26 protein-coding genes, 1 tRNA gene and 2 pseudogenes are annotated in these 25644 nt (G+C 50.4%); 13 read left to right on the forward strand and 16 right to left on the reverse strand.

From position 1 onward, the window contains the following. The first annotated feature begins 13 nt into the window (after window positions 1–13). Window positions 14–859, forward strand: a complete 846-nt coding sequence (locus C0081_RS01815) for an NAD(P)H-binding protein (RefSeq protein ID WP_101532080.1) — start codon at window positions 14–16, stop codon at window positions 857–859. 405 nt (window positions 860–1264) lie between these two features. On the opposite strand, the gene C0081_RS01825 is transcribed toward C0081_RS01815, so the two are convergent. From C0081_RS01825 to C0081_RS01835, 3 genes are all read right to left on the reverse strand, one after another. Beyond that, on the reverse strand, window positions 1265–1810 hold the full coding sequence (locus C0081_RS01825; protein WP_101532082.1) for an RICIN domain-containing protein: 546 nt from the start codon (window positions 1808–1810) through the stop codon (window positions 1265–1267). Window positions 1811–1893: 83 nt separating this feature from the next. Further along, window positions 1894–3093, reverse strand: a complete 1200-nt coding sequence (locus C0081_RS01830) for an Lcl C-terminal domain-containing protein (protein WP_180966710.1) — start codon at window positions 3091–3093, stop codon at window positions 1894–1896. 307 nt (window positions 3094–3400) lie between these two features. Further along, window positions 3401–4225: a helix-turn-helix domain-containing protein gene (locus C0081_RS01835; protein ID WP_101532084.1), complete on the reverse strand. Its 825-nt coding sequence runs from the start codon at window positions 4223–4225 to the stop codon at window positions 3401–3403. A 70-nt stretch (window positions 4226–4295) separates the two neighbouring features. Between C0081_RS01835 and C0081_RS01840 the strand changes: the two genes are divergently transcribed. Then, window positions 4296–5675, forward strand: a complete 1380-nt coding sequence (locus tag C0081_RS01840) for an SLC13 family permease (protein ID WP_210200357.1) — start codon at window positions 4296–4298, stop codon at window positions 5673–5675. Between the two features lie 199 nt (window positions 5676–5874). Next, a pseudogene (locus tag C0081_RS23795) lies at window positions 5875–6272 on the forward strand (IS5/IS1182 family transposase); the annotation flags it as partial. 299 nt (window positions 6273–6571) lie between these two features. On the opposite strand, the gene C0081_RS23345 reads toward C0081_RS23795, so the two are convergent. The 4 genes from C0081_RS23345 to C0081_RS01875 form a co-directional block, all read right to left on the reverse strand. Next, complete coding sequence (locus C0081_RS23345; RefSeq protein WP_210200358.1) at window positions 6572–6748, reverse strand: DDE-type integrase/transposase/recombinase; 177 nt, start codon at window positions 6746–6748, stop codon at window positions 6572–6574. A 543-nt stretch (window positions 6749–7291) separates the two neighbouring features. Then, complete coding sequence (locus C0081_RS23145) at window positions 7292–7720, reverse strand: hypothetical protein (RefSeq protein ID WP_180966711.1); 429 nt, start codon at window positions 7718–7720, stop codon at window positions 7292–7294. 252 nt (window positions 7721–7972) lie between these two features. After that, on the reverse strand, window positions 7973–8251 hold the full coding sequence (locus C0081_RS01870; protein ID WP_101532089.1) for a hypothetical protein: 279 nt from the start codon (window positions 8249–8251) through the stop codon (window positions 7973–7975). A gap of 233 nt (window positions 8252–8484) precedes the next feature. Further along, the gene (locus C0081_RS01875) at window positions 8485–9654 is read right to left on the reverse strand and encodes an SH3 domain-containing protein (protein WP_180966712.1); all 1170 of its coding nucleotides are present in this window, start codon (window positions 9652–9654) and stop codon (window positions 8485–8487) included. A 237-nt stretch (window positions 9655–9891) separates the two neighbouring features. On the opposite strand from C0081_RS01875, the gene C0081_RS01880 reads away from it, so the two are divergent. Further along, window positions 9892–10956, forward strand: a complete 1065-nt coding sequence (locus tag C0081_RS01880; RefSeq protein ID WP_101532091.1) for a helix-turn-helix transcriptional regulator — start codon at window positions 9892–9894, stop codon at window positions 10954–10956. A gap of 248 nt (window positions 10957–11204) precedes the next feature. Here C0081_RS01880 and C0081_RS01885 read toward each other — a convergent pair whose 3' ends face one another. Next, a complete protein-coding gene (locus tag C0081_RS01885) occupies window positions 11205–11414 on the reverse strand; it encodes a helix-turn-helix domain-containing protein (protein WP_101532092.1) in 210 nt (69 codons plus the stop codon). Between the two features lie 595 nt (window positions 11415–12009). Here C0081_RS01885 and C0081_RS23150 point away from each other — a divergent pair. Then, window positions 12010–12171 carry a hypothetical protein gene (locus tag C0081_RS23150; RefSeq protein ID WP_180966713.1) on the forward strand — a complete coding sequence of 54 codons (162 nt, stop codon included), beginning with the start codon at window positions 12010–12012 and terminating at the stop codon, window positions 12169–12171. A 46-nt stretch (window positions 12172–12217) separates the two neighbouring features. Here the strand turns inward: C0081_RS23150 and C0081_RS01890 are convergent, their stop codons facing one another. The 4 genes and pseudogenes from C0081_RS01890 to cpdR all read right to left on the reverse strand — a co-directional run bounded on the left by C0081_RS01890 (window position 12218) and on the right by cpdR (window position 13710). Then, window positions 12218–12610: an IS3 family transposase gene (locus tag C0081_RS01890; RefSeq protein ID WP_101532093.1), complete on the reverse strand. Its 393-nt coding sequence runs from the start codon at window positions 12608–12610 to the stop codon at window positions 12218–12220. A gap of 29 nt (window positions 12611–12639) precedes the next feature. Continuing rightward, window positions 12640–12904: pseudogene (locus C0081_RS23800) on the reverse strand (transposase); the annotation flags it as partial. 212 nt (window positions 12905–13116) lie between these two features. Beyond that, window positions 13117–13191 (reverse strand) — tRNA-Val (locus C0081_RS01900). Window positions 13192–13350: 159 nt separating this feature from the next. Beyond that, window positions 13351–13710, reverse strand: coding sequence for a cell cycle two-component system response regulator CpdR (cpdR, locus tag C0081_RS01905; RefSeq protein WP_101532095.1), 360 nt, complete (start codon window positions 13708–13710; stop codon window positions 13351–13353). A 291-nt stretch (window positions 13711–14001) separates the two neighbouring features. Between cpdR and C0081_RS01910 the strand changes: the two genes are divergently transcribed. The 6 genes from C0081_RS01910 (at window position 14002) to C0081_RS01935 (ending at window position 19344) form a co-directional block, all read left to right on the forward strand. After that, window positions 14002–14913, forward strand: a complete 912-nt coding sequence (locus C0081_RS01910) for an N-formylglutamate amidohydrolase (protein ID WP_101532096.1) — start codon at window positions 14002–14004, stop codon at window positions 14911–14913. A gap of 634 nt (window positions 14914–15547) precedes the next feature. Then, entirely contained in the window at window positions 15548–15847 is a 300-nt protein-coding gene (locus C0081_RS01915) for a BufA1 family periplasmic bufferin-type metallophore (protein ID WP_180966714.1), read from the forward strand. Window positions 15848–15893: 46 nt separating this feature from the next. Next, window positions 15894–16787 (forward strand): MNIO family bufferin maturase, encoded by an 894-nt coding sequence (gene bufB, locus C0081_RS01920; protein WP_245417827.1) that lies wholly within the window; start codon window positions 15894–15896, stop codon window positions 16785–16787. Then, window positions 16777–17589 carry an HvfC/BufC N-terminal domain-containing protein gene (locus tag C0081_RS01925; RefSeq protein ID WP_180966715.1) on the forward strand — a complete coding sequence of 271 codons (813 nt, stop codon included), beginning with the start codon at window positions 16777–16779 and terminating at the stop codon, window positions 17587–17589. Before bufB ends, C0081_RS01925 begins: the two co-directional genes overlap by 11 nt. 33 nt (window positions 17590–17622) lie before the next feature. After that, window positions 17623–18207, forward strand: a complete 585-nt coding sequence (locus C0081_RS01930) for a DoxX family protein (RefSeq protein ID WP_101532097.1) — start codon at window positions 17623–17625, stop codon at window positions 18205–18207. Window positions 18208–18288: 81 nt separating this feature from the next. After that, window positions 18289–19344, forward strand: a complete 1056-nt coding sequence (locus C0081_RS01935; protein WP_101532098.1) for a threonine aldolase family protein — start codon at window positions 18289–18291, stop codon at window positions 19342–19344. A gap of 203 nt (window positions 19345–19547) precedes the next feature. On the opposite strand, the gene C0081_RS01940 is transcribed toward C0081_RS01935, so the two are convergent. Continuing rightward, on the reverse strand, window positions 19548–20024 hold the full coding sequence (locus tag C0081_RS01940; protein ID WP_101532099.1) for an Hsp20 family protein: 477 nt from the start codon (window positions 20022–20024) through the stop codon (window positions 19548–19550). Between the two features lie 328 nt (window positions 20025–20352). Between C0081_RS01940 and C0081_RS01945 the strand changes: the two genes are divergently transcribed. Together C0081_RS01945 and C0081_RS01950 are read left to right on the forward strand one after the other, a co-directional pair. After that, entirely contained in the window at window positions 20353–20835 is a 483-nt protein-coding gene (locus tag C0081_RS01945; protein WP_101532100.1) for a hypothetical protein, read from the forward strand. Between the two features lie 175 nt (window positions 20836–21010). Further along, window positions 21011–22000: an alpha/beta fold hydrolase gene (locus tag C0081_RS01950; protein WP_101532101.1), complete on the forward strand. Its 990-nt coding sequence runs from the start codon at window positions 21011–21013 to the stop codon at window positions 21998–22000. A gap of 29 nt (window positions 22001–22029) precedes the next feature. On the opposite strand, the gene hisN is transcribed toward C0081_RS01950, so the two are convergent. The 3 genes from hisN to C0081_RS01965 form a co-directional block, all read right to left on the reverse strand. Next, a complete protein-coding gene (hisN, locus tag C0081_RS01955) occupies window positions 22030–22824 on the reverse strand; it encodes a histidinol-phosphatase (protein WP_101532102.1) in 795 nt (264 codons plus the stop codon). A 141-nt stretch (window positions 22825–22965) separates the two neighbouring features. Next, entirely contained in the window at window positions 22966–24192 is a 1227-nt protein-coding gene (locus tag C0081_RS01960; RefSeq protein ID WP_101532103.1) for an SGNH/GDSL hydrolase family protein, read from the reverse strand. Between the two features lie 52 nt (window positions 24193–24244). Then, window positions 24245–25498 (reverse strand): lytic murein transglycosylase, encoded by a 1254-nt coding sequence (locus C0081_RS01965; protein WP_101532104.1) that lies wholly within the window; start codon window positions 25496–25498, stop codon window positions 24245–24247. Between the last annotated feature and the right edge of the window lie 146 nt (window positions 25499–25644).

Raw genomic sequence — 25644 nt, forward strand, 5'->3', positions numbered from 1 at the left:
ACAGGAGATTTCCATGACAATCGCAGTGACTGCCGTATCCGGCCTATTGGGCGGCGAAATCGTCCGCAAATTGATTGCAATGCCTGAGAGTGAAGCTGTTGTTGGCCTCGCTAGAACCCCCGCTAATGCTCAAGACCTCGGTATCGAGGTGCGTCTTGGTGACTATGGCCAACCCGAACAGCTACGTGCGTCGCTAACGGATGTCGATACCCTTTTGCTCGTGTCTGGAATGGATGCGCCCGAGGCCCGCATCCAGCAGCACAGAAACGTGATCGAGGCCGCGAAATCGGCAGGTGTCCAAAAGATCGTCTATACGAGCATTCAAGGGGTTGAGGAAGGCACAGCCTTTTCCCCAGTCGTGCAAAGCAACCGCCAGACCGAGGCCGACGTGCGTGCAAGTGGTCTCGACTTTGCAATCGGGCGCAACGGAATTTATATCGAGCCAGACGTAGACTATATCGATAGCTACAAGGCGAAAGGCGAGATCGCCAACAGTGCCGGCGATGGCAAATGCGGCTACACAACCCGCTCCGAATTGGCCCATGCCTATGCACGCCTTTTGACCAGCAACGACAGCAACGGCCGGACCGTTAATCTTTACGGCACACCAATCACCCAAATCCAACTTGCCGGCTACCTCAACAGCGCCTTCAAAACGACCCTTAGCTACCGCGAGATGACCTCTGACGAATTCATTGCCGACCGCACGTCAGAACTCGGTGCGTTCATAGGTCCGATCATCGGTGGTATCTATGAAGGCATTCGTTTAGGGATTTATAACAAGCCAAGCAATTTTGAGGCGGTGGTCGGCAGACCACATCAGAGCTGGGAAGCTTATTTCCGTTCGATATCGGTGTAGCGCGACAATCTGACTGCCACGAAAAGACATCCTGCAACTTAGAACAGCCAGATGTTTTGGGGCCATGATCATGATCATGATCACGTTCAAGATCTCAGCTTAACCACCGCTTCGTCTTTTGGGCGAGCAGGCCGCGTTGGATGCTGTGCCGCACTTGGGCATTTAGGCCCCTTGGTGCGCTTGGGACTTACCAGATCACAACAAATATGCAGCATTGCAGCTTTCTGTAACCAGCAGCTCATGCAAGATGCAGCATTTTGATACAAGGGACTGTGGGTGAATAAACAAATCAACATTGTCTGCGATGCAAGTCGCTGATCTGAAGGCATCCCAACATATCACTGCAAATGAACGGAGCGTGCCACTGTCCCGTTCCGTTTTCAGCTTTGGTTTAACGCCTCATTTTTAATCGTCTTTACTCCGAGTATGCCAAAGCTGATAGGGGGCCATTGCATCGGTACACGACTGCAAGGTCAGGCTCTTGATCTGATGCTGAGAGGTCCCCCCTCGGCCAAGTCGGGTTTCTTTGCCTGGAGTCAGACACATATCTGGTGTGGAAGCTGGTTTGATCAAGCCTTCATCGGTAAAGTCAAAGCTTTGCAATGCGCCACCATCACAGGCCTTCAATGCGACAGTTGCTCCTGCTTCCAGGCCAGTCATGGTTGCGCAGACTTCAAAGCGGGGCAGATAGATGGTTCCCTTGGCGAGTTTTTCAGAATCAACGACTTGATCCTCGCCCAAACTGCCGCGGTAGCTGTAACAGGTGTGGGACTGCAGTCCCTTGGACGGATCAACCCCATCACCACCGCCAGAAATGTCCAGACAATAGCCGTTGAGCATACCATCAAGGTCATCTTTTAATGTGACTTCAACATCATCTGCGAGCACGGTTGATGCGGCAATGCCTGTGGCAAGGATAAAGGCCGTCAAACGGGAGAATTTGTTTTTCATTTGAGTCTCCGGTGTTCAAAGTCAGTTCCGATATCGGCAAAACAGCCCTCACAATAGGGAAGGCTGTTTTGCCGATTTGCATGTCACTGGACATAACGTACGCAGCGAACCAGATTAGCTGCTGGCGCATAGTCACAAGCATTCTCTGAACAGAGTGCGCCATCGTCGCTGAGACCAGAATCCTTGCTCGTTTTGAAGGTTGAGCGTTGGGCACCTGCACCATGCCAATCGGTATATTCTGCCACGTCGGGCGCGCGAGACAGAGCCTTACCGAAAGCAATGTAGACAGCGTGGTTTTTGAAGTCACCAAAGTTGGTGGAAGTCCAGAATGCTGAGCTATCATCGGACTGGGGAAAAAACTCGGTGTTGATGGCCGGAAATTCCGTCTTGTCGTAATCCACGATGGAATGAAGCTCCTTGGTATTTGGCAAACGCCAATCGGTATGACCAGCAAGATCCAGGCCTTCGCAATAGGCAAGAGCACTTGACCATTCGCGTGCAGCCCCATCATCAGCCTGCTGCCACATGCGCGCGGTTGCCTTGTCTGTCACCGTACCATCGCCATTGTTGACATAGTCGTTGACGCCATAGACATTCGGAGTACCAGCAACGCAGCGCACATATTTGCCATCGCCTCCAGGGCCTTTATTCTCGAGCTCGGATCCATCGATAAAGCTGACACCGGTCGGGTATCCCTTGATGTGGCCGTCGGCAAAATTCATGCCGAATGCGCCTTCGATCTCATCATTGATGATGGGACCTTTAACATAGCGGGTACTAGACCAATATTGGCCGGTATAGGGCGGATTTGGATATTCAAAATCGAAGGCTTCTGTATCAAGATAGGGCCGCGGTTTGCCACCTTCATCAGGCTTAAGCAGTTCTCCGCGGGAATCCACCAGAGAGTAAAGCTCCTTAAGGGTAGGAAGGCGCCAATCAGAACGTCCACCCAAATCGAGCGAGGCACAATAGGCATCTGCCTCATAGAATGGATATTTTGAATAATCCGGCGTCTTCTGCCACAGTAATTTGGTATTGAGATCCGTGACCGTTTTGTCCCCATTGTCTTGGTAGGAAGAGGCGAGATATGGGTATTGTGCATTCTGACCGTACAGCGCCTCACCTTCAGCGGGACAGTCGATAACATTGACCGAAAGGTCATAGCATTTGTCCTGCATGGTATCGACGATGGGGTAAGTCAGCTCAGCGGCCGAAGCAAAACGGGATGCACTAACGCTAAGCAAAAGGGACAAAGCAAGGTGTGCGATTGGGGTTGGTCTCATATTTCTTTCCTCGTTTCGTGCCATATCACGCTTTCATACAAAATCATTCGGGCAATTGTCGGCAGTGCGATGGCGGTAGAATTGGTGGATCACGTGCGCTCAAACGCCACATGATATCTAGGAAAGATTGGCAGAAATCTTGGTAAAATCGCTCACCCCGCTAATCTCGTACCTTTTTCAGGTTCGAATAAAGCGGCACATAAAGAGTATTAACACCCCGCAGTCCAATTGCATGGAAAAACGGAAGCATCACCATCTGGGCCAGATATATCCTGTCACTCGGCGCTTCGCACTCTTTGCTTTAGCGCTAATTATGCCTGCGCCATTGTGACGGTGACATGCCAGCTCGACGGCGGAATGCAGCGGTAAAGGCGCTAGGTGAGGAATATCCCAATCGGACGGCCAGAGATTTGCTGTTCAATCCTTTCTGCAGGCCTTCCAGAGCCAGAAGAAAGCGCATCCTGTCTCGCCATTCGCGCCAGTTCAATCCCGTTTCGGTTTGAAACAGCCGCCCCAAGGTTCGCTCACTTGTGCCAATTTGATCGGCCAAACGCGCGAGATTGCCCGCATTCGCCGGATCTGAGAGCAAGTGCGTGATAGCAGCCGCCACGCGTGGATCTCGTGCGCCAGGAAGGCACAGATCAGACTGTTCCAATCGCGGGATCTCATCCAGAGCAACCCATTCAAGACGCTGCCGTTCCGGCATTGTGAGGAGGCCTTTGGCTTGTGGTGCCAAGCGGCGAGCAATGCCGCGGATCAAAGGAGTGGCGCGCACCACTGTTGGTTGCTCCGGCATATCAACATTAGCGGCATAGCGGGAATGGATGTAAAAAGACTGGAATTCTATCAGACTGGTCGTGGTTATCTGGCACTGGGTCTCTGGTGGAATCCAAATACCGTGGCGGTCGGGGATGAACCATCGATCATCACCAATCTCAACCCGCATTCCCCCATCAAAACAGAAAACCAGATGGGCCCACGGGTGATTGCATGGACCTAGGGGCACGCTGTTGTCCAGATGGCCAGCCCAAGCCACGATTGGCTGGTCCAGATCACCGGATTCACCAAGGAAAGAAGGAGGAGCTGAAAGGTTTTTTGCAATTGGCGGAAAATCGACATAATTTGGCATCATGTCGTTCTCGCACAATCTGCTGCGACTTGCTACCTCAAAGACAAAGAGAGATCTGTCAAAGGAGGCCTTCTTGGCTCATTTTTTCAAGCCAGCCATTGTGATTGTAACCCTGTTGTGTGCCACATGGGCCGCCTTGGCAATGCCCAATGGCATGGCCTCAGATCAAGCCGCAATTTTTGGCATTGTTCTGGTCACGCTCAGCCTTTGGGGCACAGGGCTGGTTCCTGGTTATGTTGCCTCGACTTTCTTTTTCACAGCTCTGCTTCTGGGAGGCTTAAGCACACCTGATATCGTCTTTTCTGGCTTCACCTCATCGGCAATGTGGTTGATCGTTGCCGGTTTTGTTATCGGGGCCGCCATCACCAATTCAGGCCTTGGTGCGCGGATCGGTGAATTTGCACGAATTTATCTGTCAAAAAGCTATCCGATATTGATTGGCGGGCTTATGCTGCTTTCAATGGCGCTTGGCTTCATCATGCCCTCTTCAGTGGGGCGTGCTGCCGTGATGATACCCATTGGTATGGCACTGGCCGAAGTGCTTGGATTAAAACCAGGCACCCCCGGGCGCACCGGTATTGCAGTACTCATCGCTATTGGTACCAACATGCCAAGCTTTGCAATTCTGCCCTCAAATATTCCCAATATCGTGATGTCGGGATTGGCAGACCAGCTTTTTGGTCTGCATTTCGGCTATACCGACTATTTGCTTTTGCATTATCCGGTGCTCGGTATTCTCAAGTCGGCCGTGATTGTTGGATTGGTGCTTTATTTCTTCCCGGCAAAGCTTTCGACTGTGCATGATACAAAACAGGAGAAGAAACAAACGTCAGGCAGGAAACAACTTGTGCTTCTCACCATCCTGTTGATGACCTTGGTCATGTGGTCCACCGATCAGTTACACGGCATTAATCCCGCTTGGATCGGACTGGCAACTGCATTTGTGCTGATGGTGCCGCAGTTCGGCTTCATTCCCCCCCCTGCCTTCAAGAAGGCCATCGATGCTGGTACCTTATTCTTTATTGCAGGAGCTCTAGCCCTCGGCGTTGTGGTCAATGCAAGCGGTCTGGGGGACATCATCGCGCGCGAGGCCTTTGAATGGTTACCCATGGAAGCTGGCAACGATTTCCGCAACTTCATGTCGCTCACATTGATTGGTGCTGGCACATCGATTTTCACCACAATGCCTGGCGTTCCTGCCGTATTGACACCACTGGCCTCGGAATTTGCAACTGCCAGCGGATTTTCTCTTGAAGCTGTTCTAATGGCGCAAGTGATCGGCTTCTCGACAGTTGTCTTTCCTTATCAGGTTGGCCCCTTCATCATCGCTATGGGGCTTGCAGGAGAAGCAATTCGTCCGCTCATGAAGGTGACCTTAGCCCTATGTGCAATCACGATCCTCATTCTGGCGCCAATCGACTTTCTTTGGTGGAAATTGCTCGGCATGATTTGATGTGAAATCCTAATTACTCATGCAGGTAGTTTAGCATGGCTGAATGCGAGCACCTGCAAATCATCACTTCAACCACTGACGGCTTTGGATCAAACTGCAGAAAATTGCAGATTTCCGCCCTTTTGTTGAAAAACTAATGTTGCAATGCGGCGAGAGTGCTGATTCAATCTTCCAATGAGACGGAGGGTGAACGTGATGATGGGACCGAGACAGGATCAATCCGGAGACGGCCTCCCGCGCGGTCAAAGACTATCTCTTTACCCTAGATGATGAGGCTTTCGGCGCGGCAACAGAGGTTGTTTCCAAACTCACCTCGCATTCAGACCCATCAAGCCAATGCCTTTCAGCGATTGCAAGCAATCGCCTGCCGGTAATAGACTGCTGCTCATCATGGGCCAGCTTTCTTTGCCTATTCAAACAATTATCTGATCGATACAGACCATGCGATCATTGTTGATGTTCAAGCCAGCCGCTCGGTTCGAACCGGAGAGACCTATGCCACGCGCACCATGATTGAACGCGCGGCATGAGCGGTTTGGCCTTTGGCCAGAGCGTTTGATCGCTGACACTGCATATTCCGGTCATACATTGCGCGGCAGGCAAGCAACTGCTTAGAAGTCGCAGAAAGTTCCAAACCATTCGCCCCGACCAGAAGGACCCCGACTTTGTCAAATATGGCGCAGCATAAGCAAACAGCGAAGCCTGCAGCATCAAGCAACAATGTTGCCCAAAGGGGACACCGCGCAGGCTTCTGCGTTCAAAATATGAAGGGGGGGCGCCAGATGGCGCGTGACATAGCCGAAACCGAAGACTATGCCATCTCATGCAAACTGCGAAATAAGGTTGAGATGTTGTTTGCCCATCTCAAACGTATATTGGGTCTCAGGCGACTGAGATTACGAGGTCCCAATGGGGCCAACGACGAAGTTGCCGATCTCCTTCATCGCTACGCCGTAGGATCCTAACTTGTCTGTTACTATCGAAAGCGGGCGCCCATGACGTTTCATGGTTTTCTTGAGGAATTCCAACGCAGCCTTGCGATCGCGACGCTTGGTGACATAGGATTCTAACACTTAGCCCTCGTGATCAGCGGCCCGCCACAAAAGTGCGTTTGACCGTTGATTTTGACGAATACCTCGTCCAAATGACGCTGCCATTGTGGCCAAGGCCGCGATCCTTCAACACGTTTCTTCCGGATCTCTGACGCAAATATTGGACCGAACCTGTTCCGCCAAAATAGAATGGTTTCATGGCACACGCCGATGCCTCGTTCATGCAAGAGATCCTCAACATTCCGAAGAGAAACTGGAAACCGGACATACATCATCACAGCCAACCGAATGATCTCAGGGCTGGTTTTGAAAGCGCGAAATGGAGAGCATTTTGTCATCATTAGAGGGTAAATCACCGCATGCCCATCTCAAGCCACGTTCATCTGACAGCACCCAGTTTCGCAAGAAAGCAATGCGTCTATAGCAAACAAAGATAGCGGCAGCCTGACCTGGTCGCGCTCACCAGTTTCGCGCGACTTTATTTTTTAACATGGCACTGCCCCGACCATAACTCGTATGGCCAGGACAGATACACAAACAATCAGACTCTCCCGATTTAATTTATTATTTTTTTAGCACCGGACTTTTTTCTACAGGCACTTTAAGTACTTTTCTTATGGGTTTCTTCTTCAACACTTCTTCAACTTTAAAATCTTTAGGTAGTTTAGCCATTGAACCCATATGACAACCAAACGAACCGTCCTCATGGACGCCAGGGCTGCCTCCGCTGCTTCTACATGCTGCCTTGTAATCATCCCACTTTGTCGCAAAAGATGTACCAGTAAATAGCAGTATGATAGCACCTGCGCCCACGATGGCTTTTGAATTCATAATTCTCATACTTATTCTCCTATAATGGCTGTCCAGTAGGACATTGATTTTGTTTAATTTCAAAAGTGGGGAAATTTTCAAATATCCAACATTTTTGAGGGTGTCATAGATAATCGAAAGTAATTTTTGAGCAGTTGCGATGATGGCGTGGAAACCGGGCATACATCATCACAGCCAATCGAATGATCTCAGAGCTGGTTTCGAAAGTGCGAAATGGAGAGAGTTTTATCATCCGACGAGGAAAAGTCACCGTCCCGCCCGTCGCAAGCCACTTTCCTCTGACAGCACCGGAGGGTGGGATCTGCGCCCAAGCTGTGTGCCATGACAAAAGCATCATAAGCATCATAAGCATGAATAGATTTATTCGCATGATAGAACTCATATTGTGAGATGGTCATTACAAAACGAGGAGGCCTAATTGTTTTTGCCGCGAGTGCTTTCGATCTTCAAGTCAGTGCTTCTGGCTCTTGGGTCAGGCAGTATTACAATCTTTTTAGCTTTGCGCCTGCGGACTTTTTCTTCAACGATTGGATCAGTCTGATTTGTGCCGTCGACCATTTTGCAAGGGCCACACCACTCATCCTTGCTGCTCACTCCGGCTTGGATGCCCGCCGCATTTGTGCTTACCGGCAAGGTCATGCAGAGGGTAGAAGTGGCGATCCACGTCAGAATTGCCTGTTTGGTAAATTTCATAAATTTGCCTTTCAAAAATGCGCTTGTAGGAAAATAGTTCGAACCGAGTTGGCGCGGATTTATTCCGGGTTGGGTTCTTGATCTATGCCCCCAATATTGAATTTATTCGCGCCCATTCGTTGGTCGCGACGAGAGGCCAATCGGTTCACACCGCACTTCATTATTTTGAGTGCTAAATTCACGAGCATGCCTAGGGGCCAGCTCAGCCCGCCATTTCCATTACTGCTTGCCATCTAGCGCAGTCTGCAGCATCCGTAAACTATTGTAGAGGTACCGTTGGGACGGTTGCGCGAAAGCTTCAGGCTCCAGCCATATTTGGTATCCGACATTCCATCTGAGCAAATTCTTTGGTCCAATAAACCGGAAAAACGCGCAGCGCGAAAACTGTAGGGATATCCGTCTGGGCTGTTGGAAGGTGCCGTCATCTGAAGGTTTGAGACCCTTGGTTTGGAGCGATCAGCTTGTTTGAACGTTATTGTTTGATTTGTGTTGAAGCCCAGCAACCAAAATGGCTCTGTGCCGGCACAAATCAGCCCCAGTGGGAACCCGTTTTGCATTTGCTGCCCGCTTCCGCGTTGCAGAAAGCCTCCATTAACATAACCTGTATTTTGACCAACTGTGACTTTAGCCCAACCGTTGCTGAGCCATGCCAAGACAGAGACAGCGGCTCCGGGAGCCAAATTGTTGACAGGTGCAGATTTTGTATTTGGTTGATTGCGAACCCACAACTTGTCGCCTTGTGCAACGCCGGGCACACTGTAAACCGCAGGCAGGTGCCAGCCTTGATCATCCTGACTGGATTGTGTGGGTTGCTGCCTTGTTTGCCCATTGCCTGAGACGTTGTTTGGCAAGGCTTTGACCAAGTGCTTACTCTGCACCCAGCCTTTGCCGAAGGAACCGCGGATGAAGGACCATTTTCCATCGGCGCTCATCCGGTCGACATCCACCGGTGTGCTCAATTGAAGAATTGCTTTGACGCGACCGGAGCGGCCTGGTTTGGAGCGCACATTTAGCCCACTGTCGGGATCGTTGGCCGAGATACCTGTAACCACATGGGCCCCGAGTCGATGGGCATTGGGTTTTGGACTGGTGTTTGGATTGGTCTGGATATCGGCTAAAAATTTACTGGAAACCCAAACATCCCGTCCCGTCCGGCGCAGTTTGGCCCAGCGACCAGAGGGGTCATATCCCAACACTTTGAGAATGGCGCCATTGCTGATGTCGCCGACGTCTGCAAATTTGTGCCCGGGCCCGCTGCGAATGTTGAGGCTGTCGTTTTGAGCGATGCCTACCACTTGCTTGAATTCGACCATTCTGCCTTGTGCAGAAGCATTCGTTGTTATGCAGGTGCTTGCCACCGTTAATGCCGCAATGACAGCGAGAAGTTTGAATACTTGGATCATTAGAAATTGTTTCTCTGAAGTCAGATTATGCGCGCCCATCACAAAATTTTATAAGGGAAAATTGTTATTTGGAAGCAATGACGTCTCCAAGTGCCATATGGTAGTTAAGGCGAATTAATTGCGAAGTTGGAATGATTTGTCGTGCAAGACCTCCTGCTTGCAGTGAGTGTACGCAGGGGTTGCCAAATCATGATGGTGAGGTGTGACTTCGCCGTGACTTAAGGAAAACAGGATAAGATGCGCCAAATTGAAGAGTTGAAAAACCTGCTGACTTTGGCAACGCAAGACGCACAACACTGGGATCAGGTCTGTAATTGCGTCGTTGATCTGTTTGGTGCCCTAGGCGCGATACTTGTTCCGACAAATCCCTCATTCAGAGGTGTCTGGATGTCTTGTTCAACCAGCCTGGGAGCAACCTTGCCCGAATACATAGCTGGTGGCTGGCACATGAAAGACCCGCGTGAGCAAGTGATGCCGTTGATGATTGAGCGGGGGTATGCGACCGACGACGACATCTTTGACAGTCGTGAGATCAAAGCGGAGACCCCGTTTTATAAGGAGTTTTTGTTTCGACACGATTTTGGTGTGTTAATCGCAATACGGCTTTTGACGCCGAATGGTTATTGGGGGCTTATGCTGCATTTCGACAATGATCACCCACCAATATCTGACGCTGAGAAAGCATTAATCCTAGAGGTTCGGCCGCTGTTCGAACAAGCGATTGCGACTGCTGAAAAAATCGCCTATCAACGCATTGCAAAGTTTGCCCAGTTCTTTAAAGGGACAGGTTCTGAAGTGTTCATTTTTGATGGAGGCGGGGAGCAATGCATCGATATTGACACTGCCGGTTCTATAAAAAAACAGCATCAATTGTCGTCGCTTCTTCCCGATGAAATGAGCAGCTCTTTGCACCAGGAACTAGCCGAGGTTTGCACCAGTGATGCGAGCTTGTCGCTGAGCAGGGCTTATCAATTCCGTGCCCAAAACAAACTTTATAACATCCTGATTATCCAAGCCCCTCCTAAATTGAGACATTTCTTTATGCCTTTCAAAGTTTGCGCAATTCGCACTGAATGCAGCGATACCAGTGCTGTCAAGCAGAAGAAACTGCGTGACGGTTATGGCTTATCGGAAGGCGAGATCGTGACCGTTGATTTGCTGGCATCTGGCAAAACCCCCGCCATGATTGCCGAGATTATGAGCCTCAAATCGACCAGCGTTCGTCAACGCCTAAAAGGGATTTATGAAAAAACCAATGTGAATAGCCAAGTGGAACTCATCGCCCTCTATGGGGGGCTCTAGATCCCGGAAGCCGCTAGCGAGCCATTCATCTGCGGCTCGCATGGCAATTCACGGCACCCTTCCTTCGCGATCGGCACAGCGAAGGTCTGCTTCCCATTCTAAATGTTACCGATGCAAATCCCGTGAACAAGACACTGTAAGTGGCAGCAATACTGACGTGATCAAAAGTCATGCTGCACTACGTCAAGTCAGCATTCCGACCACAGCCGCGGCCAAAGTTAAGAGTGCTGTGCGTGAGCACCGTCATTTTAGAGGACGAGAAGATCAGATGGGGCAATTCTCAGGACGTCCGCAATCTTAGCCACGATCTTGATGGATGGGTTGCGAATGCCCCTCTCTATTCCTGACACATAGGTTCGATCAATGCCCGTAAGGCCCGCCAAATCCTCTTGAGAAGTCCCCTTCTCTTGGCGAGCCTGGTGCACATTTCGAGCCAGTATATTCTGTATATCGTCCATACGGACATAAAGGTCGCATTGCGATTATATTCCCACGGACTGTAGTCTACACAGCATTCGAAATCCGAATATTCTCCGCTCGTCAATCAGCACTCGTATCCGACTCGTCCAAATCGGAGAGCGATAGAACTATGAAAACACTCTATGCATTACTCAGGAGCAACTTCGTAAAGTTTTATGCAGAAATTGGTTTGATTTACATTTCTTTCCGGATGTCAAAGACATCGCCACAAAACGCTGCCACGCAGAGGCATAAGAAAAACTCAAAGATCGCCATCCCAGCATTATTGAAACATCAATTGAGCCAGTTAACAGCGAAAAGGATATGTACGCGGTCGTTTCATTGATCGAAGCAAACAGAGACAAAGGATATATGTTCTGACGTGCACCAGCGAAGAAAACAAGGCCTCGTTTAAGCACTCCTCTCGAGCGCTGCCGGTGAGGTGAATTCCGTTCCATAACACCTTCGGAAAGAAGTCTCTAAGTAGGCTATGACAACCTGCGTAGCTCCCCAATTGCGGAGCTGGTGGTCATAGCCGGGCCTCGGGTCTCTATAGTGGGTTTACGACAATCTACACTTTAAAGGAGACCGACTATGACCAAGCCCAATATGGCACATAATGATGCAATTTTGGTGGCTATTGACATTTCGAAAGCGCGCCATGAAGTCCTGATAGCCGTTGTCGCTGACGATGGTTTTGGGCTTGCTTCTCTGCAAGATCAGGTTGTCCTGTTCGCGAGCTACCCGGTAGCCTGACAAAGATGTATCAGCAACCAACGTCAGGCACTCTCGTGAGAAGTCATCAATGATAGCCAGAACACGTTAGCGGCCGCCCATTGACCGGCAGGCAAGCGGAGCGCCGCCGAGAGGGGCATTTGCGAACTTCTAGCTTCTCTTCCCGATAAAGTCTTCTAAGCTTCTTAAGGTTCATATGAATGCCTTGCCGAGCCAACATGACAGCAATCTTTCGATATCCAAAGCGGCGGCGTTTGGCCGCCTCCGCCTTGATGGCTTCACGAAGATCAGCGTCATCACCCCCAGTGTTCTTGTAGCGAACACTGGACCGATCGATTGGAAGAATGGCACACCCCCGCCCCTCTCGGCGGTGTAACCGCCTGCCGGGCAGTGGATGGCTGACACCATGCTCCTTGCAGGCATGAGCCACAGCTTCTCGCTTGCCGACAGGCGTTACCATTTTTGAAGCGCTATCCTTCTACACGGCATATCCAGCATCTGTTGGGCTAAAAGTTTCTTGAACTTGCTGTTCTCTTCTTCGAGCGCCTTCAGCTTACGGGCATCAGATACATCTGTTACCCGGCAGGTGATGCTTGCATCACTGAGAGAGCATACCGCCATACTTGGCTTTGTACTTGGAAAAGGACGCCGAACTGATCCCGTGTTTGCGGCAAACTTCCGCTGTCGGCATCCCAGTTTCCTGTTTCTTGATCATGCCTATGATTTGTTCTTCTGAAAAACGCGAACGCTTCATTATCCGTCTCCATTGGTTGGGACGGACTCTATCAAATTATGGACGAGTTTTTGGGGCGCAGGTCACAAGTTTAGTCCAGAGATTTTAAAAGGCGCCGCGTCTTCTCTTGAAATTGATTTTCAGCTCGTGGATACCGGTTCACTTGAACCAGCGACCGCTCCGCAAACGCCGTTATCTAGAAAGTTAAGCCGTTGATTTATTTAGGAAAAGGATGGTGGGCGTAACTGGGATTGAACCAGTGACCCCTTCGATGTCAACGAAGTGCTCTCCCGCTGAGCTATACGCCCATCCTGTTGGATTATTCTATTCAATAACCCCTTGCGGTGAAAGGCTTCTAACGCTCTGGCAAAAGGAATGCAACCCCCTTTTACCGAACAGCCCCAATGGGGCTGCAAATCTGTGAAAAACAATAGCGAATATTGAATATCAAGCCGAATAACCCGCCATTAGGCCACCAACATCTTACCCACTTCATTGACAAGATCGCGCAAGTGGAAAGGCTTAGACAAGACTTTTGCGTCTTTTGGTGCTTGAGAATCAGGGTTGAGCGCAACAGCGGCAAAACCGGTGATAAACATCACCTTTAGATCCGGGTCTAGCTCGGTTGCACGACGCGCCAATTCGATACCATCCATCTCGGGCATGACGATATCTGTCAACAACAGCGTGAAAGGTTCTTCACGCAACCGATCATAGGCGCTTTTTCCATTGTCAAACGAGACGACCTCATACCCTGCATTTTGCAAGGCGCGCGCCAGAAATCGGCGCATATCATTATCATCTTCAGCGAGCAAAATTTGCGACATGTCTCATCGGTCTCCAGCCCATCACGGGCGAATAAATCCAATTGGCCTTATACCCGAAATCCGGGTTTAACTGATCCGGCATTAAACACAGACAGGGGTAAAGATCCGGTGAACTCGACGAAAAGTGGATAGTTACTCCTCAGTCTATTTCGCAAGGTCCACAAATTTGTTAGGAAGTTGAACTCCCATTTTCGATATTATAGCATTACAATATTACGACAAGAGAGAAGCAAGGTCGACAAGAAACCGCCGCCGCGTAAGCGCCAAGCCCGAATCTGGCCTTAAAACCAAATGAACGAGTTGAAATCCGTGACGTTTAAACCGACTGACATCCTGCAAGACCCGTTTCGGATTGAACTGCCTGAGCAGCACCTTGCTCCGTTTCTATTCAACGCACCTCACTCAGGACGCTGCTACACGCAAGAATTCCGTCAATCCAGCCGTCTGACCGAAGCCGAGCTACGCAGCTCGGAAGATGCTTTTGTCGACAAACTATTTTCCAAGGCCCCCGAATGCGGCGCCCCGCTAATGGCCGCCAACTTCCCCCGAGCCTATCTCGACCTAAACCGCGAGCCCTATGAGCTTGACCCAACCATGTTCAAAGAGCCCCTTCCCTCTTATGCCAAGAGCTCGGGCGCACGCGTAGGCAGCGGATTGGGCACCATTGCTCGGATCGTCTCAGAGCGGAAGGAAATCTATCGCGAGAAACTCGGCCTGCAAGAGGGTCTCGACAGGATAGACAGTCTTTACAAACCCTATCATCAAGCCCTACGTCGCCAAATGGCTATGACGCACGTGGAGTTTGGTTATGCCTGCCTGATCGATTGCCACTCCATGCCATCGCGCGTGTTGCGCAACGCCAACCCCAGCATCCGGCCGGACATTATTCTGGGTGATCGCTATGGCACCAGCTGCCACGCGTCCCTGACAAGTGCTGCCAAAGGCATCTTGACCCATCTTGGTTTCAAAGTTGACATGAACCGCCCTTATGCGGGCGGCTTTATCACCCAGCATTATGGCCGCCCAATCAAAGGACTGCATGCGTTGCAAATCGAAATTGACCGAAGCCTCTACATGGATGAAGACACATTAACCCCGGTTGCACATTTTGAAGAGCTGGTGACATTGTTTGGGACCTTCACAGAACTATTGATGCAAAGCGCCAGCGATGCCATGTTGCCTTCAGCCGCAGCAGCGGAATAACGACCCCAGTTCGGCTCCCTCCCCTTGCCAATACAGTTGACTGCCGGACAATCACAACCACCAGCCCCCTTACTACCGGCAAATCCCAACGAATGCCCGCCTTCTTTATGTCAAAAAAAAAGGCCGCATCAGCGGCCTTTGAAGTCTAAGGAGGAAACGCCCGGTGAGGGCGACGATATAATACCGCACCGCAACAATGACATCGCAACGGCCATTTTTCAATACCAGCAGCGCCATCTCCGTCCCTAACGCGCGAACGAACCCGCCCGAGGGAGGTTTTCAGGAACGCTACAAACAAACACAAACTATTGAAATAATTGAGTAATATACAAAACTCAAACACACCAATTTACAACAAAATACCTGTGCATAATATTTGGGCTAAATTTCAATAATCTATTTTTTGCCTAATTATTGACCTTTTGATCAAATCCTGCCCCGCATTTCGATTAATAGTTTTGCCGCGCAATCATTGGCTGCACACTCCAACCTCACACATCGGTGAGCGAAAGTGTACAGAACGTCACGCCCATTTTATTTCCTATTTATCAGGAATGCAGACACTATCATCTCATCCGCTGACGGCATCACCCGCTCGGAGCCAGTTTAAAAAAACATCACCTAGGAGACTCTCATGTCCAATAACACCAAATCCTTTTCCGCAGCAGTTATCGCTGGTGCAGTTGCAACCGTTATTTCTGCAGGCGCAATGACAGCACTGACCACCGAAGGCGCACACGCTGCTGAAAAAGAAAAATGCTACGGTGTTGCTCTTAAAGGCCAGAACGATTGTAAAGCTGGCGCCGGCACCACATGCGCGGGCACATCCACGTCTGATTATCAGGGCAATGCATGGAAACTGGTCCCTAAAGGCACCTGCACCACCATGAAAACACCAAATGGCATGGGCAGCCTCACCGAGATCATGTCATAATCCAGCGATCACGCTCCCCCAGAGCAAAGATAAAGAGGAAAGCCTCATGACATCATCCAATCAGATGTCTGCCTTGGCTACCAAACCGATCCCGGCACGCGCCGGGGTCGGCCTCAAGGCAGCCCACTATCAAACAATCCTTGATACAAATCCCGACATCGGCTGGTTTGAGGTTCATCCCGAAAACTATATGGGCGAAGGCGGTCCACCACACCGTTACCTGACCGAAATTGCCTCTCGATATCCACTTTCCCTGCACGGGGTGGGCGCTTCAATTGGTGCAGATCAACCACTGAAGCTCGACCACATAGAACGGCTCAAAGCTCTCAACAAACGCTACAATCCGGGTCTTTTTTCAGAGCATTTGGCTTGGTCTAGCCATGACGAGATTTTTTTTAATGATCTATTGCCTGTTCCCTACCGTCAGGACAGTCTGGACCGTGTGATAGAGCATGTAAGCCAGTTGCAAGAACATTTAGACCGGCAGGTCCTGATTGAAAACCCGTCAGTCTATGTCGCCTTTGATAGCTCAACCATGTCCGAAATCGCCTTTCTGGAACGCCTTGTAGAGCGCACCGGCTGTGGCTTGCTGCTCGATTGCAATAATGTCTATGTGTCGGCGACCAACCAGAATTACGATCCTATTGCCTATCTCGATGCTTTTCCTGTCGAGCATGTCGGAGAAATTCATCTGGCCGGTTTTGCACGCGATGAAGACGATGAAGGTGAGCCCCTGCTGATCGACGCGCACGACCGCGAAGTCGCAGACGCGGTTTGGACCCTTTACGATCATGCACTGGATCGCGCGGGGGCCGTGCCCACTCTTGTCGAATGGGACACCAACATTCCCCATTGGGATGTGCTCTTCGCTGAAGCAATGCGCGCCGATACAAAGCTACAAGCCGCGACAGCCAAGGCGGACCTTCGTAATGCAGGATAAGCTACCAACCACTCAAGACAACAAAGCACTCAACCGATCGCAAGAGGCCTTCTCAAGCGCACTGTTGAAACCAGACGCCCCACTGCCTGGAGATGTTGTTGGTCCGTCCACGGCAAAAAAAGCACAAAAGCGGTTCGGGGTCTATCGCAACAATGTTGTCGTGAGTCTGAGCGAATCCCTTATGGCGACCTATCCAACCATTCTCGCGATGGTGGGAGAAGAATTCTTCCGCGCAATGGCGCGTGAATTTGTGACAGCACATCCACCACAATCAGCGATACTAGCCCATTATGGCGCGGGGTTTGGTGGATTTATGGATACATTCGAACCAGTCAGCGCTCTGCCTTATTTGGGTGATGTTGCGAGGCTGGAGTTTGCATGGCTTATCGCCTACAACGCAAAAGACAACGCGCCGCTTGCACCAGAAAATTTGCAAACCATCGACCCCGAGCATTTGGCCGACCTAACCTTCGATATGCACCCCGCTTGTCAGCTATTGTCTTGCAGCCATGCGGCCTATAGCATTTGGGCCGCGCATAAACAGGAAGATCCCGCAGGGGTGATGGCAAACCTCACAGATCACCCGGAAGACATTTTGATCACGCGGCCCCAATGGGACGTTACCGTCATCTCTTTGCCTGCTGGCGGTTACGCGTTTATCAAGGCGCTGAGTGATGGCAAAAGCCTGGGAGAAGCCGCAACTCAGGCGGCAAAAGCGGACAGCGCATTCAATTTTTCCCAAAATCTTGGTGGCCTACTCGAAACAGGCGCCTTAGCCAATGTCCATTTGAATAATCCATAAAACAATAACCACACGCGCCAAAGGCAGGAAAAAATGCGTTTAATTCAGTCCCTGAACCACCTTCATAGCAGCCTATTTGATGGCTTGTCGCGCCTACTCGATGGATGGTTTTTGGGATTAACGGCCCGATTTATTTTTTCCAGTGTTTTGATGTTTTATTTTTTCAATTCGGCTTTGACCAAAATCGGCGACGGGATATTCGGCATTTTCAATCCCAGTGTCGGGGCTTATGCGCAAATTCTGCCACCAATCATCGAGGCTGTTGGCTACGACGCAAGCCAGATCGCATTTTTCCCCTGGACCCTTATTGTGATTCTAGGCACTGCAGCAGAATTTATCCTTCCAGTGCTTATTTTCCTAGGGCTAGGAACACGCCTTGCCTCCGTTGCCTTCATTGGCTTCATCTTGGTCATGACTTTTGTTGATATAAATTTCCATGCGGTTGATGCATCAACCATTGGCCGGATGTTTGACCGAATACACAATTCCGAAATCCTCGACCAGCGTCTGCTGTGGCTCTTTCCCTTGTTGTTTTTGATCGTCAAAGGCCCTGGCAAACTTTCCTTCGACCATCTGCTGAGGCGCTGGGTCAAAAGCCAGACAGAGCAGCAAGTCTGAAACGCGACAATTCAGACTTGACCTTGAAGCGAGAAGACTGTGGTATGGACACAATTACAGTCCCGCCTCAAGGAACCATTCATGCATTTTGCCAGTGACAACTGGGCCGGCGCGTCCGAGCCCATCATGCAAGCGTTATCGCGCCACAGCACAGGATTCGCACCCGCCTACGGCGAAGGTGACCTTTGCGATGCAATCGAAGCCCGCTTTCAGGACCTTTTTGAAACCGACTGCGCAGTGTATATCGTCGCCACGGGTACAGCCGCGAACGCCTTGGCCCTGTCGGCCGTGACCGGTCCGGGCGGCACGGTTTTCTGCCACCAAGATGCACATATCAGGGTTGATGAATGTGGTGCACCAGAATTTCTTACCTCTGGTGCCCGTATGTGGGGGTTGGAAGGCCGCCACGGAAAGCTAAGCCCAGCAACGATCCTGAGCGGCCTTGAACAGGTACCACACGGCGTGGTGCATCATGGCCAACCGAACGCCATTTCCCTGTCGCAAAGCACTGAATCTGGCACCATCTATTCCCTTGATGAAATCAAAGCACTGACCACGGTTGCCCATGACAACAAGCTCGCGGTCCATATGGATGGCGCCCGCTTTGCCAATGCACTGGTTTCCCTCAATGCCACACCAGCAGAAATGACATGGAAGGCTGGCGTAGATATTCTTTCATTTGGCGCAACAAAAAACGGCGCCTGGTGTGCGGAAGCCGTGGTGATCTTCAACAAAGACTATGCCAAAGACTTTATCTACCGCCGCAAACGGGCCGGACATCTTTTCTCAAAAATGCGCTTTTCGGCTGCGCAGTTTGAGGGATATTTTGAAAATGACCACTGGTTGGAAAATGCACGGCATGCCAATTCGATGGCCGCAAAGCTGGTGGCTGGATTACAAGACAGCAACACGACGCGCTCCGCGTGGGCAAGCGAGGCAAACGAAGTCTTTGCTATCGTACCCAAATCAAGCGCCCAAAAGGCCTCCGCAAGTGGGGCCAATTTTCATCAATGGCCAACCAACGGCTTGCATCCGGACGATCAGCCGAATGACGATGAGTATCTCATCCGCCTCGTATGCTCTTTTTCAACCAGTCAAGAGGAAGTCGATCAGTTCCTAGCCCTCATCAAAAGCTAACCGCGGACCGGCCTCATTTTTGGATACGAAAAAAGGCGCTTCACCTAACAGCGGGGCGCCTTTTGTGTGAGAGATCGATTGCCGAACAAGCAGGCCATCAATCCGGCAATCCGTTATTGAGGAGGAAATGCGGCACCCTCCGAGGTGTCTTGGAACACAGATCACACCGCGATGGGCAGCGTGATCTGTGCGATTATCGCCGGTTAGTGCGTTGATCCTTCAATCACCGTTGCGTCGGTTTCCGTTTCTTTATCCGGCCCCTTAATCGCAATCTGGCGTGGTTTTTTGGCTTCTGGCAACTCGCGGATCAGATTGATATGCAGCAAGCCGTGTTCCATGCTCGCACCATCTACATGCATATAGTCGGCCAACTGAAACTGGCGTTCAAAAGCACGAGAGGCGATACCGCGGTGCAGATAGTCTTTTTCGTCCGTTTCCTGTTCGACTTTTTCACCAACAACAGTCAGCGTATTTTCCTTCACTTCGATGGAGAGTTCATTTTCAGTGAAGCCCGCGACGGCCATGGAGATGCGATAGGAATTTTCCGCCAGACGTTCAATATTATAAGGCGGATAGGACGGAGCACCACCATCTGGAGCAGAAACGGTGTCCAGCATTGAGAACAATTTGTCAAAACCGATGGTGGAACGATAGAGCGGAGTGAAATCCATGTGACGCATAAGTGTGCCCTCCTTGAGCGGCATTTTTACAACGTTTAACAACACCTGATCCCCCTATCAGAGGCGAGATCAGAACCATACCGGAGCCGTATTGGCCTCCGATGATTGAGATATGGAAATGTCTTCAAAACATTTCAAGGCCCCAAAATGAAATTCCCGCAAAGCCTTGAAAATGAGGCTTTTTCTAGGCCTGCCATATCTTCGCCACGTTGATAAATCGCACATGAACGGAGCCTTCTGATTGGGTTCAGCCAGCCCCTGATAGGTTTAAATCAGAACAAAACGGGCAGAGGTTTCTCCACCCCTCAAACAACGCAAAGGCACAACCATGAAAATGACAGCAATTGCACTTCCCCTTCTCATCGCAGCCACTTTCAGCATGCCAGCCCAAGCCAGAGACGCCCACGCACCAAGACTGCTGAGCAATTTCGAATTGACCATTTCATCCGGCAAGCACGTTGACCGATACCATTTTGGCCCGACCAAAGAACAGCGCAAAAACAAAGCCCGCGGGCATCGGTTCAATCGCCTGCCCCCCAACCAGATCGCCAACATTGTGCATAATCGCGGCTTTTACAATGTACGTAATATGCGCACTGACGGTCACGTCTATACGCTCAAAGCAAACGGCCGCCGTGGCAATGTGGTCCGGCTGACTGTCAACGCACGCACAGGTAAAATCATAGATAGCACCAACGTTCGCCCGGAAAAACGGATCAATCGTTCAAACAATTACCACAACCATCGAGGATGGACTCAAAGCCGGAATATGGGGCAAGGCATAAACCGCCAACCATTCTGGATGCATTGACCCGATAAAGACGCTCAACATCTGCCTGTTTGGCTCCGCACGTGGCCAGACAGGCTGGCCTCCCAAGCTTGCTTGCACAGCATCTAGGAAAACCCACTCGTAGATCTATATTTTCCCTCCCATCCTGCGCACATTCCGGTAAACTGCACACAAATCCGGTCGGCCGGGGGAGCCCATGTATCTGAGAAACATCGAAAAATATCCAGACCTCGCAGATGGACGTTGCAGCGCCATCACCAGTTGGGACGGATACAAAATTCGTACCGCGACTTGGCCCGCGCTTGTTGGAACCCCAAAAGGCACCATTTGCTTGTTGCAAGGCCGTGCTGAATTCATCGAAAAATATTATGAGGTGATTCAGGACCTGCGCAAGAGGGGGTTTTCGGTTGCGACCTTTGACTGGCGTGGACAGGGCGCTTCAGACCGCCTGCTCCCCGATCCGCTAAAAGGCCACGTCAGGCACTTTTCTGACTATGGCAAAGATCTCGACCAGTTTCTAAAAGAAATAGCCCTGCCAGACTGCCCGCCACCACATTTTGGTTTGGCACATTCGATGGGCGCGCTAATTCTGTTGACCAGATTACCACGTTTACGAGCGGTTCTTGAAAGAACCTTATTAAGCACACCATTGATAGAAATAGCCCAGCAACAACGTGTTTTGGCAGGCAAAGACCTCAGTCAATCGACCATTAAAAATTCAGCTGCTTTTTTGCGCATGATCGGACGCGGTCGCAAGTTTATGCTCAGCGTGTCCAGATCCCCGTTTGATCGTCTTGGCTTTGAAACCAATTCACTGACCTCTGACGGGCCCCGCTATGATCGCAACCGACAATATATGAAAGACTTTCCAGAGTTGGCCATCGCGGGCCCAACAGCCCAGTGGCTTCATGAAGCTTGCACGGCAATGGAACATTTGCAATCAAGTGAATTCCAGTCAACCATCCACACACCAAGTCTGATTGTAACCGCAGGCAACGACAGCATTACCAACCCCAATAGCGCAGAGTATTTTGCAGCAACCACACGCGCAGTGCACTCCGTAACCATCCCGGGAAGTCGCCACGAAATCATGATGGAGCGCCATATACTCAGAGAACAATTCTGGGCAGCATTCGACAGTTTTATTCCCGGTGAAAACCGCCCCATTCGCAACACCCCTGATTAATCAACGGTGCACTTCATCAAAATTGGCTTTTAAGCCTTAGCCCCAAGCAACGCAAGAGCCTTCTCATGCAGGTCTGCATCACCACTCGCAACCACCTGCCCGCCATCAAAAGCCGACTGGCCTTGCCAATTGGTGACAATCCCGCCAGCCCCTTCGATAATGGGAATAAGCGGCGCAATATCGACCGGTTTGAGAGATGCTTCGATCACGAGATCGGCCATGCCCAATGCGACCATGCAATAGGCATAACAATCTACGCCATAGCGGGACAAGCGAACGGACTGCTCAACCCGTTGAAATGCCAACAATTCTTCTGCATTGAATATATCCGGAGCAGTCGTGAACAAAGTGGCTCCCGATAACTCTGGGCATTTACGGGTCGAAATAGAACGCTCACCATCCGGCCCCTTGTAAAAACTGTTGGTTCCGTTACCAAAATAGCGCTCGCCGGTAAACGGCTGACTCATCATCCCCAGCTGAGTTCCTGACAAATGCCTATATCCGATCAATGTCCCCCATGTTGGCAGGCCGGAAATAAACGCGCGAGTTCCGTCAATCGGGTCCAACACCCAGAGGCCCTCGGCTTCTAGGTTTTCAGCGTCGAATTCTTCACCCAAGATACCATCATCTGGATAGCGTGCGAGAATCGCCTTACGCATGTGCCGTTCAGCATCTTTATCCGCATCGGTTACTGGATCGAACCCGACGCTTTCTTTGTTTTCGATTGCAATCGGCATACGAAACATAGGCATCACAATATCGCCGGCCAGATCGGCCAATTCATGCAGAAATGCAAAATTCGGTTCATCGACAAAATGAGACATGAAAGATTTTCCGTAACTGGCTGACCAAAAGGGATGTTTAACCGGAGATGACAACTAGTTTGATTGATAGCTGTTCAGCGGATCATCATCAATGACAAACCACAACCAACGGCCACAAAAACGTGCCATGCATGCACGCCATTATGGGTTTACCCAAGAGAAATTATCAACACGAAGCTCTGGGGCCCGACCCACCGTGCGCGCTCGACCGGAACCATTTTTCTCATCTGAAAGTGAAGCTGAAAAAGAAGCCGGATCAACAAGTTGGTCAGCATCAAGCGGAGGTTTTCGAAGCACAAAAATATCGCGACTAGCCCCGCGTCCCTCGCGCAATGCGGTTTCATCGGCTGACGCAAGATTCTCAGGCAGAACATCTTCATCCACCGATTGAGACAACACCCTTATCACGAGCTTTTCGACAAAAAAGGCCAGTTTTCGTCGCCCTTCTTTGTTGAAACGAATACCGTTTTTTTGGCGCAACCGTTTTTCTTGTCCGGCAAGATTCGGACCACGATAGGTAAACTCCCCCTCCTCATTGGAAAAAGCATCCCAAATATTGATGAAGCGTTCCCCTCTCCCGGTCAAACGGCTGGAGACAAAATCATTTAAATGGCGCATGTCTGCCGATAGTTTTTTATTGGCCACCGGTGGCAGCCCCACCCAATAAATAGGCCTGTCTATTTCCGAAAAAGCCGACCTTAAGCGATCGATTTCACGCACATACGACCGTCCCCAGCCTTCCGATTTAAAATCATAGGCGGGGAAAATTTCTACACCATCGGCATTTTTTTGGGCAGACATTCTCACGCGGTCATTGAGTCCAACCAAGACAACAGCAAAACTAAACGGACTCTTCTCATAAACCTCAGAGGGGTTTTTTAAAGGATTTCTGCTTGCGCGATAGACAAGGCCGGTTTTGGGCACAGAGTGAATATCAATTTTAACGTCTGGGGTTTGCGAGAATGCATCTTTCAATCCCCAGCCAATATCTTGAGAAAATTCATCTCCAAAGATCGCGATCACGGCTGCATCGTCATCCTTGGTAACCGTTTTGATCACCGGTTTGGTAGGTGCTTTCACAACAGCTTTTTGTCCTGAGCTGCTTTTCTTCTCTTTGGAAGCTTCAGGCACTTTTTTGGTCCGGCGCTTGAACAAGCGTTCAAAGAAACCCAAAGCCACCTCATAGCGTCCGTCATCTGGGGTGACTCTGGGAGCAGCCCGAACAGGTACCAAACCTTGGGAGGTACTCACGGAAGCGGCCATAGCCGACAAGGTCATTGTTGGATGCAGCACACAAACAGCGCTAAGACAAACAGCCACCAATGACTTGCAAACATGGCGTTTCCAGTATCTGCCTATCGCTGACATGCCAAAATGACTCCCTGATCAAAAAATCCAAACCTGAGTTTACGAAAAAGACTTAGCCTCCTTTGCGCAAAGCCTCAAGCAGATTACCGCTGGCAAACCCGTCAGGCACGTGCCCCATTCGTTTCTGCCAATGGCGAATGGCTCCACGAGATTTAGACCCTAACCGCCCGTCGACGCCACCAGTATCATACCCCAGTTTATTCAGAAGGGTCTGCACTTCTTTCCGCTCTGATCGTTTTAGGACACGATCAGACCTTGGCCATTGGCCAGCGAATGACCCACCACCGCGTATTTGATCGGCCAAATGCCCCACTCCGAGCGCATAGGCATCGGCATTGTTATAGCGCTTGATCACCGAGAAATTCTTGAGAATCAAAAACGCCACACCCTGATATCCGGCCGGTAGAATGAGTTTTGCCTGATCATCAGGGCGCGGAAACGCGCGCCCTGAAACCCGCTTTGCGCCTAGTTTTTGCCATTCTGCGAGTGTTTTACTCGTCTTCCCGTCCGCCAACTCAAAGGCAAAATTGCGTGGGAGTTTTATCTCATATCCCCAAGTTTTACCGGTTTCCCAACCCGCTGTTTTCAGCAGATTGGCGCTGGACGCCAAAGCGTCCGGAATGGATGTCCAAATGTTTCTCCGGCCGTCGCCGTCAAAATCATAAGCCTTGGTCAGATAAGTCGTTGGGATAAATTGCGTATGCCCCATCGCTCCAGCCCAAGACCCAACCATACCAGACGGTGCCACATCACCATTTTGCAAGATTTTCAATGCGGCAAGCAATTGCTGCTGCCCAAATTTGGACCGTCTCTTGCCGGCATAGGCAAGCGTCGCAAGTGATTGGATGGTTGGCTTAATCAGCTTTTTATTGCTAAAAATTGAGCCGTAGGCGCTTTCCATGCCCCAAATCGCCAGCAGAACATGCTGATCCACCCCGAATGCTTGCTCCAGTTTCTGGAGCAAAGCACCATGTTTTCGTTTCATTTTGCGGCCGTTTTTGACACGCGCAGCACTGACGGCCCCATCCAGATAGGACCAGATCGGCTTAACAAATTCAGCCTGATTATTGGCACGCTTAAGGATCGACATATCGAGCTGAACACCTGCAAAGGCGGCATTATACGTCGAAGCAGAAACCCCGGCGGCTCTGGCCGTAGGCCAATAGCCTTTGATCCACTTGTGAAACCCCGCCTCGCTCTGCGCATGCACATCGGAAGCGGTAAAAGCCACCAGCAAGAGCACAGTGGAAAGAAGAAATCTGATAGGTTTGACAGCCAACCGACTGGAACAGATCTTGGTGCGCATGAATTATCCCATGTTAACAGACAGAAGCATTTTCAAACAAACTTGCGACAAGATTACGGCCAAGATAGTAAATTGTTTACCAAAATAATTACTTGTCCTTATTTGAATGTTAAATATATTTATAGCCGTCAAACTTTCGTAAATTT

Source organism: Cohaesibacter celericrescens, from assembly GCF_002866925.1.
In the GTDB taxonomy this organism is placed as follows: Bacteria; Pseudomonadota; Alphaproteobacteria; order Rhizobiales; family Cohaesibacteraceae; genus Cohaesibacter; species Cohaesibacter celericrescens.